The organism is Vibrio sp. J383, assembly GCF_023503985.1.
GTDB lineage: Bacteria > Pseudomonadota > Gammaproteobacteria > Enterobacterales > Vibrionaceae > Vibrio > Vibrio splendidus.
On sequence record NZ_CP097294.1, the window covers coordinates 556,012 to 570,288 of the forward strand.

Genomic DNA, 14,277 nt, shown 5'->3' on the forward strand with positions numbered 1-14,277 from the left:
AACTGAACGTTCAATATAAAATAAAAGGACTAAGAAATGCCGAAGGTTGGGATGCCTGATATACGTAAACCACAGCTTGTTCAAGCCACCATGACGGTGATTGATCGAGTGGGTTTGCATGCCGCGAGTATTGCGTTGATCAGCAAAGAAGCGGGAGTCTCCACTGGCATTATTAATCACTATTTTGGTGGAAAGCATGGGCTGCTCGAAGAGACCATGCGTGAAATCCTTCGCCAACTTTCTAATACCATCACCACGTCACTAAAAGCACTTCCTGTTGATGCTCACCAACAGAGAATTAACGCGATCATCGATGGTAACTTCGAAGGTTACCAAGCAGAAAATAAGGTCGCGAAGGCGTGGTTGGCATTTTGGTCATATTCAATGCATGACGAGCAGCTGAAAAGACTGCAGCGTGTGAATGAAAAACGTTTGATTTCACACTTACGTCTTGAGTTGAAAGGTATTTTGAATCATGAACAAGCGGATCTCGTTGCTCACGGGATTGCGTCTCTGATCGATGGTTTGTGGCTGAGAGGCACATTAAACCCAGATGGTATCGATGCTCAAAAGGCGCGTGCCATCATCAATGATTATCTAGATAAACAACTTACGTTCTACTCGTGTCACAGCAAATAGATCGCAGTGGTAGCGCTAGACCTAGACCTAGACCTAGACCTAAACCTAGACCTAGACCTAAACCTAGAGCAAGAGCTAGAACGACCACTATTCGCACCCAATACTCACATATAGACCAGTAGAGTCTAATAACAATAATTAAGTCAGAATCTCAAATGGAAATGAACTCGTTATACATCGATGGCGCAGCGGTTAAAGCAACCTCTGGTGAAACCTTTGATAGCATTAACCCTGCAAACGGCGAACCTATCGCGACGTTAGGCCAAGCATCTTCAGCGGATGTCGACAGTGCTATTGAATCTGCGAAGCGCGGATTTGCGGTATGGTCAGCAATGACCGCTGTGGAACGCAGCCGCATTCTTTTGAAGGCAGTGGAAATACTTAGAGCTCGAAATAATGACCTTGCAAACCTTGAGGTTGTTGATACGGGCAAGCCGCTGCAAGAAGCGATTGAAGTGGATGTGGCGTCTGGCGCTGATGTTATTGAATACTTTGCTGGCTTGGCACCAACGCTACAAGGCGACCAACAACCGCTGAGTGAATCTCAATTTTTCTACACTCGCCGCGAACCGCTAGGCATTTGTGCGGGCATTGGTGCGTGGAACTACCCCATTCAAATCGCGATGTGGAAATCAGCTCCGGCATTGGCCGCGGGTAACGCGATGATTTTCAAGCCTTCAGAAGAAACGCCGCTCACAGCGCTCAAGCTTGCTGAGATCTTTACTGAAGCTGGTCTTCCTGATGGCGTGTTTAACGTGGTTCAGGGCGATTACCGTGTTGGTCAGATGCTAACGGCGCACCCAGACATAGCAAAAGTGTCGTTCACGGGCGAAACCGGTACCGGTAAAGCGGTAATGGCAGACAGCGCTAAGACGCTGAAATCAGTCACCATGGAACTTGGCGGCAAGTCACCGATGATCGTGTTTGATGATGCGAAATTGGATGATGCAGTTTCCGCTTCGATGGTGGCTAACTTCTACACCCAAGGCGAAGTGTGTACTAATGGTACCCGTGTTTATGTACACGAAAACATCTACAACACATTCATCGACCAACTTAAAACACGCACTGAGAAGCTGATCATTGGTAACCCAATGGACATGGAGACTCAGATCGGCGCGTTGATTTCTAAAGAACACCTGTCAAAAGTCCTTGAAGCAATTGAGCTAGCTAAGCAGTCGGGTGCAACCCTGTTGACGGGCGGCTATCAAGTGACAGACAACGGTCTCGAAAACGGCAACTTTGTTATTCCAACGGTGTTTGTGGATTGCGAAGACAACATGCCTCATGTTCAACAAGAGATCTTCGGCCCTGTGATGTCAGTGTTGAAGTTTACGGACGAAGACGATGTGATTCGCCGCGCTAACGACACCAAATACGGCCTGGCGGCTGGTGTGTTCACGCAAAACCTTTCTCGTGCGCACCGTGTTATTCATCAAATGCAGGCAGGTATTTGTTGGGTGAACACGTGGGGCGACTCACCGGCAGAAATGCCTGTTGGTGGTTACAAGCTTTCGGGTATTGGCCGTGAAAATGGACCAGAAACCCTACTTCATTATACGCAGACTAAGAGCATTCTTATTGAACTTGGCGACTACGCCAGCCCTTATGCCTAAAGCGTAACACTCAATTTTATGGGTTAGCTTAACAGAGCTAGCCCTACTGACTCATCTCAGGGAAATCAAAACATGGAACAACGCTACGATTATATTATCGTCGGCGCGGGTTCGGCCGGCTGTGTGTTAGCGGATAGGCTAACGGAAAGCGGTGAACATAGCGTTTTATTACTGGAAGCGGGTGGTACGGACAAGAGTATTTTTATCCAGATGCCAACCGCGCTTTCTTACCCAATGAATACTGAAAAGTACGCTTGGCAATTTGAAACAGAGAAAGAACCGGGTCTTGATGGACGTGAACTGCACTGCCCACGTGGCAAAGTGTTAGGCGGCAGCTCATCAATTAACGGCATGGTTTATGTTCGTGGCCACGCGTGTGATTTTGACCAATGGGAAGAAGAGGGCGCAGCGGGTTGGAACTACCAAGCATGCTTACCTTACTTCCGCCGTGCTGAATCATGGAACAAAGGCGGTGATGAATACCGTGGTGACAATGGCCCTGTCGGCACTTGTAACGGTAACGATATGGAGCTCAACCCGCTTTACCAAGCGTTCATCGATGCAGGTAAAGATGCCGGTTACCCAGAAACAAACGATTACAACGGCTACCAGCAAGAAGGATTCGGCACTATGCATATGACGGTAGACAAGGGTGTTAGAGCCTCAACCTCTAACGCTTATCTACGCCGTGCATTGAAGCGTTCAAACCTAACCTTGAAGAAGGGTATCGTGGCGCGTCGTTTCTTACTTGAAGCACTCGTCGTAAAAGACCAGTCATCAAAAGGTCAATCAAGGCTGAAAGCTGTTGGTGTCGAGTTTGAAAAATCAGGCAATACTCAAGTGGCTGTAGCGAACAAAGAAGTGATCTCTTCTGCGGGCTCTATCGGTTCTGTTCAACTGCTTCAGCTTTCTGGTATCGGACCGAAAGCTGTACTTGAAAAGGCGGGCGTTGAGCTTAAACACGAGCTGAATGGCGTAGGTGAAAACCTTCAAGATCACCTAGAAGTGTACTTCCAATATCACTGTAACGAACCCATCACGCTCAACAGCAAGCTTGGTTTAGTCAGCAAAGGCATGATTGGCGCGGAATGGATTTTGACTCGTAAAGGCCTTGGTGCCACTAACCACTTTGAATCGTGCGCGTTTATTCGTTCTCGCAAAGGATTGAAGTGGCCAAACATTCAATATCACTTCCTACCAGCCGCGATGCGTTACGACGGACAAGCGGCCTTTGATGGTCACGGTTTCCAAGTACACGTTGGGCCTAACAAGCCAGAGAGTCGCGGTACGGTTGCGATCACTTCTGCTGATCCGCATGCCAAGCCAGAGATCATTTTCAACTACATCTCGACTGAACAAGATCGCCAAGATTGGCGCGATTGTATTCGTCTGACGCGTGAGATTTTGTCTCAACCTGCGATGGATGTGTATCGAGGAAAAGAGATTCAGCCGGGTCTAAATATTACTTCCGATGAAGCAATTGATGAATGGGTTAAGCAGAACGTTGAAAGTGCTTATCACCCTTCATGTGGCTGCAAAATGGGTTCAGATGATGATCCAATGGCAGTGCTTGATGAAGAGTGTCGCGTTCGCGGTGTCGATAATTTACGCGTTGTCGACTCATCGGTTTTCCCAACCATTCCAAACGGCAATTTGAACGCCCCGACCATTATGGTTGCTGAGCGTGCTTCCGATTTGATTTTAGGTAAGCCGATGCTCAAAGCGCAGGACGTTCTAGTGTGGATTGCACCTGAGTGGCAAGAGAAGCAAAGAATAAATAAACCAGTAAGAGAAGCGTAAGCCTCTGTTATTAGTTCAAAAATAGAAAGTAGTTCAAAAATAGAAAAAGCAAAAAGTAACAACAAAAATTAGTCAAAAGTCAGAAGAACTGCTCTCTATCGGTGTTGATATCGAGCAGAAAAAGGAAAGATAAAAAGGAACCATTATGACGACTCTAAATATTCAGAACATGACCACGAAAACGTTAACAGCACTAGCCATTAGTTCATTTGCATTTGGTGCTAACGCTTCTATTGAACCGCAGCAATGTGAAAACGTTCGCTTCGCTGATGTAGGCTGGACTGACATTACCGCAACAACCGCCGTTACTTCTGAACTATTAAAAGGCCTTGGTTACAAAACCAAAACCGACCTACTTTCAGTACCGGTGACTTACTCTTCAATGGCGAACGGCGATATTGATGTATTCCTAGGTAACTGGATGCCAACCATGGAAGGCGATATTGCTAAGTACCGTGAAGCGGGCACGGTTGAAACCGTTCGTGCCAACCTTGAAGGCGCAAAATACACGCTAGCCGTACCAAAATACGTGTACGACTCTGGCGTAAAAAGCTTCGCAGACCTAGCAAAACACGCCGACAAATTTAAAGACCGCATCTACGGCATCGAGCCGGGTAACGACGGTAACCGCTTAATCCAATCAATGATTGATTCTGACGCGTTTGGCTTGAAAGATTTCAGCCTAGTGGAATCAAGTGAAGCGGGCATGGTATCGCAAGTATCTCGCGCTGCTCGTCGTAGCCAGTGGATCGTTTACCTTGGTTGGGCTCCGCACCCAATGAACAGCAATGTTGAAATGGAATACCTATCAGGTGGTGACGACTTCTTTGGCCCTAACTACGGTGGCGCGAATGTTTACACTAACGTTCGTTCAAACTACCTGTCTGAATGTGCAAATGTCGGTCAACTTCTACAAAACCTAGAATTCACTCTAGAGATGGAAAACCAGTTGATGGAAGAGATTCTTAACCAAAAAGTGAAGCCAGAAAAAGCGGCTCAACAATGGTTGAACAAGAACCCTCAACAAGTTGAAGCTTGGTTAGACAACGTAAAAACGCATAAAGGTGAATCAGCGACTCAAGCCGTTACTGAATACCTAAAGCAAGTTAAAGCTTAGTTCTACCTATCTCAACAGCTACATAAATAATAAAGGTGGGCTTGCCAATTTATCGATTGGTTTGAAGTAGCCCACCCATAATAAAAGGCAATATTGTGAATTTTATTACGGAAAACAAAATCCCTGTCGGACAATGGATGGAAGCGGGTGTTGATTGGCTAACAATCAATGCAGCAGGATTCTTTGACGCTATTTCGATTTTTCTAGAAACCGTCATTATGTTTTTAGTCGATGTATTTAAGTGGATGCCGCCTGCACTGCCAATCGTGATGACTGCTGCGATTGCATGGTACTTACACCGTAAACCTTCGCTGGTGATCTTTGTGGTCGCAGCACTGCTGACTATTCTTAACCTCGGCTATTGGCAAGAAATGCTGGAAACCTTTGTTCTCGTCTTTGCGGCGACAACGATTTCCGTATTAATTGGCGTACCGGTTGGCATCATGGCTGCTCACCGTCCTTGGCTCTATACAGTTTTGCGTCCAATCCTTGATTTGATGCAGACAGTCCCAACTTTCGTTTATCTGATTCCAACTCTGGTTCTATTCGGCTTGGGTATTGTTCCTGGCTTAATCTCTACCATTATTTTCGCGATAGCTGCACCGATTCGTTTAACCTACTTAGGCGTCACTAAAGTGCCTGAAGAGTTGATTGAAGCGGGTAAAGCGTTTGGTGCCAGCCGCATGAAATTGTTGATGAAGGTCGAATTACCGGCGGCTCTACCAAGCATCATGGCAGGTGTAACCCAATGTATTATGTTGTCGCTTTCGATGGTGGTTATCGCCGCTCTTGTCGGTGCTGACGGACTTGGTAAACCTGTTGTTCGTGCATTGAACACAGTGAACATCTCACAAGGTTTTGAAGCTGGATTAGCGATTGTATTAGTCGCAATCATCCTTGACCGCTTGTGCAAAACACCAAACCAGAAGGAAGCTTAATCATGTCTAACTCTCAGGAAAAAAAGACAATGGACGCGATTACCATTAAGAATCTCGATGTTGTGTTTGGTAATAAATCGAAACAAGCGCTTGAGCTACTCGACCAAGGTAAAACTCGCCAAGAGATCATTGATGAGACTGGCCAAGTGGTTGGCGTAGATAATGTGTCGCTGACCGTTGAAGAAGGCGAGATTTGTGTGCTGATGGGGTTGTCTGGTTCTGGTAAATCATCTTTGCTTCGCGCAGTTAACGGCCTGAATGAGATCAGCCGTGGCTCATTGGCGATCAAAGATGGAGACAAGCAGGTTGATTTAGGTGAACAGTGCGACGAAGCGACCTTGCGTCATCTTCGTACTCACCGCGTTTCTATGGTGTTCCAAAAATTTGCCCTAATGCCTTGGTTAAACGTGTTAGATAACGTGGCGTTTGGTCTAGAAATGCAAGGCGTAGCCAAAGATGTTCGTCGTGCTAAAGCGCGTGAACAACTTGAAATGGTGGGTTTGGCAGAGTGGGAAACTAAGTATCCACATGAGCTTTCCGGCGGCATGCAGCAACGTGTTGGTTTGGCGCGTGCGTTTGCAATGGACACCGACATTCTGTTGATGGATGAACCGTTTTCGGCGCTTGATCCACTGATTCGTGCTCAGCTGCAAGATGAACTGATCACGCTGCAAAACAAACTCAACAAAACGATTCTGTTCGTGAGTCACGACCTAGATGAAGCACTGAAGATTGGTAATAACATTGCGATCATGGAGTCAGGAAAACTGATTCAACACGGTAAGCCTGAAGAGATCGTACTGACGCCAAAAACCGAATACGTAAAAGACTTCGTTGCTCACACCAATCCATTGAATGTGCTTAAAGGTCGCTCTTTAATGCAGCCTCTTGATTCACTGACGCAAGAGAATGAAAGCTGGAAGATCTGCGATTCTAAAGATCTTTGGATTGAACAGAGTGAAGGTGCTTTATCAGTGAAAGGTGAATCTACTTTGGCGCTTGTTGAGTGGAGCGAGTCTGACGACCTAACCGCGATTAACGCGTCGAGTGTGGTAGTGACAAGCCCGGAGATTGGTATGCGTGATGCGATTAAGCTTAAGCAGATCAGTAACCACCCAATTCTGTTGGTTGAAAACAATCAATTGGTCGGGATTTTGGATAACAGCGAGTTTTACAACGCACTAACGGGTAACTTTCAGATGAATACCGCTGCGTAAAATTTCGTTTTTCAGTTTAGCTATTGAGGCTGGTTTTTTATTGGGTGGAGAGGGTTAAATCTCTCTACCTCTATGATTATTAAAATATATTATTCTTTGAGTTTGTATTCTCTGGTTCATTATTTTTGTCTTCATTGAAGCGTTCATTCCCCCTTCATTAAGCAAAAGTGCCGTACCACGCAAGTTTAGTGGTATAGAAAAGATTGAGAATAGTATGAACATCAGTACAATGCGGAAAAATCAATGAAGTAATTTATCAATTTACAGTGTAATTCGAGCATGCGTGACGTAATCACTCGAGACATTTCATCGCTTCGACGCTGTAAAACCATTCACAGTATATTAGTACAAAGGTCTGCATCTTGGACAAACATGACGAAATCCTGGTCGCTATTCGCCAAATTATTCGCGCTATCGATTTACACTCGAAGAAGCTGAGTAAAGAGTATGGTTTGACTGGCCCTCAATTAATCTTAATGAGAGCAATCCAAGAAATGGGTAATGTGACAATCAAAGAATTGTCTAATCAGACCAATGTAAGCCAAGCAACGACGACGACGATCATCGACCGTCTTGAGTTAAATGGCTATGTACAACGAGTACGCAGTTCATCGGACCGCCGTAAAGTACACGCGAACCTGACTGAAAAAGGTCAAGAGTTGCTAAACAATGCGCCACCGCCGCTGCAAGATAACTTCGTTAAAAAATTCCAAAATCTAGAGACGTGGGAGCAAAGCTTATTGCTTTCTTCGATGCAGCGTGTATCAGCAATGATGAACGCAGAAGACATCGACGCTGCTCCAGTGCTTCAGCTTGAAGGCATTGCAAACGTAGCCAAAAGCTAACGTTAGTTTTAAATTGTCGATTGAAAACAAAAACTTAAAGAGTTATTAAATGGTCGCATTAAGCGGCCATTTTTGATCTCACCATGTGAGATTTCTCGTTATACCGCCTGTTCGTTACACCCTCCTATTTTAAATCACCCTGGGTTTTAACCCTACGTTGTAACCACCCTATTTATTTGTATTCAAAAATGCATTGACGATTCTCTGACAATAAAAGTATAGACCGACCGGTCTGCTTTGTATTATTGTGTGCTCATCTTAACCACGAGGTGATGTATGAAATACGAATTGACGCCAACACAAATGACCATGACGTTGAACAACATGCAGGGAGCTTTTGCACAGAACCCGATGCCAGCGGTATCGGTGAGAATTGAGCAGTTGCTTGCACTTAAATCTGCGCTTATCGATTACACAGATCGTTTGTGTTCAGCCGTGAGTGAGGACTATGGTCACCGCAGTCGACAAGACACTTTGATGGCCGACATATTGCCTTGCATCGGAAATATTGATCACAGCATTGAGTGTTTACCTCATTGGTCGACATCTTCGATTCGTCATTCCGGCCCTTTGCTTTCAACCTCTCGTGTTGAAGTGGTTTATCAACCCAAAGGCGTTGTCGGGATCATTGCTCCGTGGAACTTCCCGATCATGTTATCCGTCGGCCCGCTTATTTCGGCGTTGGCAGCGGGCAATCGCGCCATGATCAAGATGAGTGAATTTACCCCAGCTACGAACCAAGTATTAAGAGCGCTATTGGCGGAAGTCTTCCAATCCGATGAGGTGTGCTTGGTTGAAGGTGAGGTAGAAATCGCAGCCGCATTTTCGGCGTTGCCGTTTGATCATCTTCTGTTTACGGGGTCAACCCAAGTGGGTCGCCAAGTGATGAGGTCAGCGGCTGACACGCTAACTCCAGTCACGCTAGAGCTAGGTGGTAAGTCACCGGTTATCGTTGCAGAAGACATGCCAATTGATATCGCGGTTGAGCGAATCATTTATGGTAAGAGCCTCAATAACGGGCAGGTGTGTGTGGCTCCTGACTATGTATTGCTACCCGAAGGGAAAGTTGAATCTTTCATTCAAGAGTATAAAAAACAGTACCAATTGCTGTTCGATGAAGGGGTCTATTCCGAGAGTTTGACGTCCCTAATCAATCCTCGTCAATGCGATCGTATTGTCGGCTTGTTGAATGAAGAGCAACAAGCAGGAACGCGAACCGTCGCTTGCCATGACGAAGCGATGGACTTAGATAACCATCGTTTGGTGACGCACCTAATTGTTGAACCAAGCCTGTCATCCAAGATGATGAACGAAGAGATTTTCGGCCCACTATTACCCTTGATTACGTATCGCAATATCGAAGAGGCGTTCCAAGTCATCAATAGCAAACCAAGGCCGTTAGCGCTCTATCTAATGAGCTTTGATTTGAGCTTACAAGCTCAGGTTAAACACCAAGTTCATTCCGGCGGAATGTGTATCAATGACTGTGTTTTTCATTTAGCGGTTGATGACGCGCCGTTTGGTGGCATTGGTGAATCTGGTCAGGGCAACTATCACGGCAAAGAAGGTTTCCTTACTTTCTCCCATGCCAAAACCGTCTTGGAAACAGGCTTAGATCATCGAGTTAAGCATCTGTTTTCAAAAGAAGACAACGAATTAAAGACCACAGTGATGAGCATGCTTGGCAAGTAAATCATTTCTGTCATTACTCAATTTATCTACAAGAAGTTATTTATAAGAAATTATTTTTACGACGTTATTTTAAGAGGTTATTTTTATGTTAGAACGATTTTTTGAACGAACGATGAAAGCGTATTTGATGGTTACAGGATTCTTAACCGCAACCGCTTTCTCTACTTTCCTTGCGCCTGATTGGAGTATGCAAACGCTGTTCTCGTACAACGATACGATGATGGTGAACAAAGAGTATCTTATGGGTACCTATCAACACTGGGGAGTCATGGTTGGCTGTATTGGTGTGTTGTTGATGTTCTCGGCGAAGTACAAATCGCTGCGTACTTCGACCATGATTTACAGTGCATTTGAGAAGTCGATGTTTGTGGGCATATTCTTATACAACGTGTGTATCAACGATTATGAGTGGTTTTACGGTTGGAGCGGTGTGTTTGCGCTCGATGGATTTGTGACTGTCTACTCTTTAGTTTACCTGTATTACTACCTCACTAGAGACAAAAGCAAGGTTCCAGCTCATCTTCGTTAATAGTTAGTAAGTTGCCCATGGTGAGTCAATGACACTTATTTAATGATCACTCTCTAACTAGCTTACTTATTACTACAGCCCGCATTTGCGGGCTTTTTTCGTTTTGGGGCAATGATCCATAAAGATCTTAATTGACATATCTTTGACATTAACACTCTAGACCGACCGGTTTGTATTGGCTATTGTTTAGTCATCAACTAGAAATGAGGTAAATATCATGACAACCAATAATTTTAACTTTCAACTTAAAACCATTGTTCATGCTCAAGAGAATGGCATTGAAAATATCCCTTCTCTTTTTGGTCGCTTAGGTGCGCAAAGAGTCGTGCTCTTTTCTGATAAAGGCTTGGAGTCTCTTGGTTTTGTTGAGCAGTTCTCGGCGTTGTTTGTAAACGAAAAGGTGAACCAGCCAGGTAATGAACAAGCGGTTCAGCTTGTTGGTGTGTACACCGATATCGCGCCAGACGCGACTTGCGACAACATCAACGCTGCAATTGAGTTTGCAAACAGCGTCAATGCTGATGCGATCTTGTCTGTTGGCGGCGGCAGCGTGATTGATGCTTCTAAAGGTGTGAAATACGCATTCCATAAGCAGATAGATGATATCCGTACGGTGATTGCGGGCGGTGGTCATATGGATGTATGGCCAAACAATGAAGATATCCAAGTACCCCACATTGCTGTTCCGACAACGGCTGGTACGGGCGCAGAAGCCTCTCCGATTGCTGTTTTTTACAATGAACATGAAAACATCAAAGCAAGTCTAGTCGCGTCTGGATTGGAAGCCGATATCGCGATCCTTGATCCAACGGTTACCACTAAGCTGCCAGCTCACCTTACTCGTTCTACCGCGATGGATGCACTAACACACGCTGTTGAAGCGATTGTCTCGCCAATGAGTAATGCATTCACCGACGCTTACGGTATTCAGGCTGCAAAACTGATTATTGAAAACTTACCCTTGGCATTGAAAGAGCCAGAAAACCTAACGGCACGTGGCAATCTTCTTCAAGCAAGTACCATGGCGATCTCTGCATTTTATTCGTCTTTAGGCGGTATTCCGATTCACAACTGCGCTCACGCTTTTGGTGCGATTAGCCACATTCCACATGGTGATGCCAACACGGTATTAATGCCGGTTGTGATTGAAGCACTGCCAGAGTTCTACATGCCGAATGCGGCGAAGTTAGCTCAAGCATTCTCTGTCGACAGCACGGGAACCGATGAAATGATTTACCTACGCGTGTTGGATTTCTTAAATAACTTCCAAACCCGTGTCGGTGCGATGAAGCGTTTCAGCAGCTGGAAGTTTGATGAGCAAGAGAAGAGCAACATTGCAGAAGCGATTGAAAAAGACATCTGTTTTCAGTTCTACCCAATCTCGAAACAGACGATTGAAACCATCATAGAGAAAGCGATTTAAGTCTCTGTCTTAATCGACTGAATCTTATGACCATTTAATTCAGTCGATGATTCAGTCCCTGATTCACTCAACAATCATTACTCGAGAGCCAATTATGAAAATCGAAAACGTATTGCTATCAAGCTTGTGCATCATCGCGCCATTCCTACTTTTCACCTAATTCATTCAACAGGGACGTCGAGACCTTTATTCCCGAGGAGGAAATAAATGCTCAATAAACGTTTAACTACCGTGATTTTGGCGGGTGTTTTGGTTGTTCTGTTTTTTGCCAAGGCAAGCTTTGGAAGCGAGAGCTTTGAGAATGGAGCCACCATGGATCAAGTGCAGCAGCATCAAGACGTCGTGCAACTGTTGGATGAAGCTTACCAAGGGCAATTGGATGCCCAGCTCTCTGTCGCTTATTTATATCTGAGCGGAGAGGGCGTAGAACAGAATGATAAAAAAGCCGCGGAGTGGTTCGTCACCGCAGCCAATAACGGTAGCCCTGAAGCTCAAACACAGCTTGGGTTGATGTATATCTCTGGAAGTGGCGTTCAAGCCAGCCAAGCGGAGGCTGTCACCTGGATTGGCATGGCAGCAGCTCAAGAGTATGACCCCGCGCTCGACTTATTACATTGGATGTCTCAAGCCGCGCACTAATTCAAATCCTAACGAAAGTTAATCACAGAACAAGTTAATAACAGAAAAATCAATCACAGAAATTGGAGAACGTCTTATGCAGACATTCAAGAAATCCCTACTATTCACAGCGATGGCCGCCGCAAGTAGCGCCGCTTTCGCCGCCGTATCAGACAAGCCGAACATCGTTGTTATTGTCGGTGATGATGTGGGCTTTGCTGATACCCAGCCCTATGGCTCAGAAGCCGAAACTCCCAACTTGATGGCGTTGGCTGAAGAGGGGGTTAAATTCACTAACTTCCATGCCTCACCAACCTCATCGGTAACGCGCTCAATGATGTTAACCGGAGCAAACAGCCACGAAGTTGGGCTAGGCACCTTCGACTATGCTGTCTATCCGGGCGCGATTGGCAAACCGGGTTATGAAGGTTACCTGACCAAGAAGGGCGTAACAGTGGCTACGCTGCTTAAAGACAGTGGCTACAACACGTATTTATCGGGTAAATGGCATTTAGGTCATGATGATGGGTTCTTGCCTGACGATCGAGGTTTTGAAGAGAGTTACGGCATTTTAGCGGGCGGTTCGAATCACTTTAACCGCGACATGATGTTCCCTGCCAAAAATTCCGCGACAGCGGATGCGCTGCAAAAAGGTGATATTCCCGGCGTTGAAGTTGAGTCAATCTACCGAAATGGTGAAGTGGTAGAAGATAAATACAAAGGCGAGTACTCCGATCAAGTTTACACCAACGAGATCATCAAGATGATCGACAGTAAAAAAGACGACGGTAAGCCTTTCTTCGCTTATCTTCCTTTCACCGCCATACACCTTCCGCTGCAAGCCCCAGAATCGGCGTATCAAGACAAGGTCGACTACTACGTTGAACATGGTTGGGACTCGATTCGAGAAGACCGCTTTGAGCGCATGAAAGAGATGGGTGTGATTCCAAAAGGCGCCGATATTTCAGATCGTAACGCATTAAGTCGACCTTGGGACTCGCTCTCTGAGAAAGAACAAAAGTGGTACGGCAAGAAAATGGCTGTCGCGATGGGCATGATGGAAATGCAAGACCAACAAGTAGGGCAGATAGTCGACTACCTGAAAGAAATCGGAGAATACGACAATACCTACATCATGTATCTTGCGGATAATGGTCCAGAAGCAACGGATATTACCGGTGAAAATATCAGTGACTTGATCCGAACTTGGACTGCTCATCACTTCGATAATTCGACTGAAAACTTGGGCAAGGCGAACTCCAGTGTGTCACTTGGTCCTGAGTGGGCAAGCGCTTCAACCGGCGGCCTATCTTGGTATAAAGCTTACACAGCAGAGGGCGGTATCCGTGTGCCGTTTATCGTCAAGCCAGCAAAAGCGCTTTTAGAAGATGAAAATGCGTTGCAGCCGGGAACTCAGACGGATGATTTGTCTCAAGTGAAAGACATTGCAGCCACTATTCTTGAAATTGCAAAGGTAGAGCATCCAGGAACTGAATATCAAGGTCGAGAAGTGGCGCCGATGAGTGGTGTGAGCTTGTTGCCTTACTTCAAAGGGGAGACGGCAGAGGTGCACAGTGCCAACAATGCGATTCCATTCGAATTGTTTGGTAGCGGAATTTTGCTTAAAGGTGATTACAAGATCATTCGAATTTCTACAGGAATGGGCGGTGACAGTGAGTGGCACTTATACAACACCAAGAAAGACCCTGCTGAGCAACATGACTTGAGAAATGAAATGCCAGATCTGTTCCTTGAAATGGTCGCTGAATATCAAGAATACGAAAAAACGCAAAATATCGTCCCGGTTGACGAAGCGTGGAACCCGTTTGAAAACGTGAAATAG

At 45.6% G+C, this 14,277-nt stretch carries 12 protein-coding genes; all 12 read left to right on the top strand.

Annotation, left to right across the window (positions count from 1 at the left end):
* Positions 1–36 precede the first annotated feature (36 nt).
* The 12 genes from betI to M4S28_RS19105 all read left to right on the top strand — a co-directional run bounded on the left by betI (position 37) and on the right by M4S28_RS19105 (position 14,277).
* On the top strand, positions 37–639 hold the full coding sequence (gene betI, locus M4S28_RS19050; protein WP_004732441.1) for a transcriptional regulator BetI: 603 nt from the start codon (positions 37–39) through the stop codon (positions 637–639).
* 155 nt (positions 640–794) lie between these two features.
* A complete protein-coding gene (betB, locus tag M4S28_RS19055; RefSeq protein ID WP_249633512.1) occupies positions 795–2,255 on the top strand; it encodes a betaine-aldehyde dehydrogenase in 1,461 nt (486 codons plus the stop codon).
* 72 nt (positions 2,256–2,327) lie between these two features.
* Positions 2,328–4,055, top strand: coding sequence for a choline dehydrogenase (gene betA, locus M4S28_RS19060; RefSeq protein WP_249633513.1), 1,728 nt, complete (start codon positions 2,328–2,330; stop codon positions 4,053–4,055).
* A gap of 145 nt (positions 4,056–4,200) precedes the next feature.
* Positions 4,201–5,172: a choline ABC transporter substrate-binding protein gene (locus M4S28_RS19065; protein ID WP_004732435.1), complete on the top strand. Its 972-nt coding sequence runs from the start codon at positions 4,201–4,203 to the stop codon at positions 5,170–5,172.
* A 95-nt stretch (positions 5,173–5,267) separates the two neighbouring features.
* Positions 5,268–6,110, top strand: coding sequence for a choline ABC transporter permease subunit (gene choW / locus M4S28_RS19070; protein WP_009845976.1), 843 nt, complete (start codon positions 5,268–5,270; stop codon positions 6,108–6,110).
* 2 nt (positions 6,111–6,112) lie between these two features.
* Positions 6,113–7,327, top strand: coding sequence for a choline ABC transporter ATP-binding protein (gene choV / locus M4S28_RS19075; protein ID WP_249633514.1), 1,215 nt, complete (start codon positions 6,113–6,115; stop codon positions 7,325–7,327).
* A 362-nt stretch (positions 7,328–7,689) separates the two neighbouring features.
* Positions 7,690–8,172 (top strand): MarR family winged helix-turn-helix transcriptional regulator, encoded by a 483-nt coding sequence (locus M4S28_RS19080; RefSeq protein ID WP_004732429.1) that lies wholly within the window; start codon positions 7,690–7,692, stop codon positions 8,170–8,172.
* Between the two features lie 276 nt (positions 8,173–8,448).
* Positions 8,449–9,864 carry a coniferyl aldehyde dehydrogenase gene (locus tag M4S28_RS19085; RefSeq protein ID WP_249633515.1) on the top strand — a complete coding sequence of 472 codons (1,416 nt, stop codon included), beginning with the start codon at positions 8,449–8,451 and terminating at the stop codon, positions 9,862–9,864.
* 85 nt (positions 9,865–9,949) lie between these two features.
* The gene (locus tag M4S28_RS19090) at positions 9,950–10,393 is read left to right on the top strand and encodes a hypothetical protein (protein ID WP_004732424.1); all 444 of its coding nucleotides are present in this window, start codon (positions 9,950–9,952) and stop codon (positions 10,391–10,393) included.
* Positions 10,394–10,610: 217 nt separating this feature from the next.
* Positions 10,611–11,816 (top strand): iron-containing alcohol dehydrogenase, encoded by a 1,206-nt coding sequence (locus tag M4S28_RS19095; RefSeq protein WP_249633516.1) that lies wholly within the window; start codon positions 10,611–10,613, stop codon positions 11,814–11,816.
* A 207-nt stretch (positions 11,817–12,023) separates the two neighbouring features.
* Positions 12,024–12,455, top strand: coding sequence for a tetratricopeptide repeat protein (locus M4S28_RS19100; RefSeq protein ID WP_249633517.1), 432 nt, complete (start codon positions 12,024–12,026; stop codon positions 12,453–12,455).
* 76 nt (positions 12,456–12,531) lie between these two features.
* Complete coding sequence (locus M4S28_RS19105) at positions 12,532–14,277, top strand: arylsulfatase (RefSeq protein WP_249633518.1); 1,746 nt, start codon at positions 12,532–12,534, stop codon at positions 14,275–14,277.

Coding starts and splice junctions, on each gene's coding strand:
- betB (WP_249633512.1), top strand. CDS start 795: ATGGAAATGAACTCGTTATACATCGATGGCGCAGCGGTTAAAGCAACC.
- M4S28_RS19095 (WP_249633516.1), top strand. CDS start 10,611: ATGACAACCAATAATTTTAACTTTCAACTTAAAACCATTGTTCATGCT.
- M4S28_RS19100 (WP_249633517.1), top strand. CDS start 12,024: ATGCTCAATAAACGTTTAACTACCGTGATTTTGGCGGGTGTTTTGGTT.
- M4S28_RS19105 (WP_249633518.1), top strand. CDS start 12,532: ATGCAGACATTCAAGAAATCCCTACTATTCACAGCGATGGCCGCCGCA.
- M4S28_RS19090 (WP_004732424.1), top strand. CDS start 9,950: ATGTTAGAACGATTTTTTGAACGAACGATGAAAGCGTATTTGATGGTT.
- betI (WP_004732441.1), top strand. CDS start 37: ATGCCGAAGGTTGGGATGCCTGATATACGTAAACCACAGCTTGTTCAA.
- M4S28_RS19085 (WP_249633515.1), top strand. CDS start 8,449: ATGAAATACGAATTGACGCCAACACAAATGACCATGACGTTGAACAAC.
- betA (WP_249633513.1), top strand. CDS start 2,328: ATGGAACAACGCTACGATTATATTATCGTCGGCGCGGGTTCGGCCGGC.
- choV (WP_249633514.1), top strand. CDS start 6,113: ATGTCTAACTCTCAGGAAAAAAAGACAATGGACGCGATTACCATTAAG.
- M4S28_RS19065 (WP_004732435.1), top strand. CDS start 4,201: ATGACGACTCTAAATATTCAGAACATGACCACGAAAACGTTAACAGCA.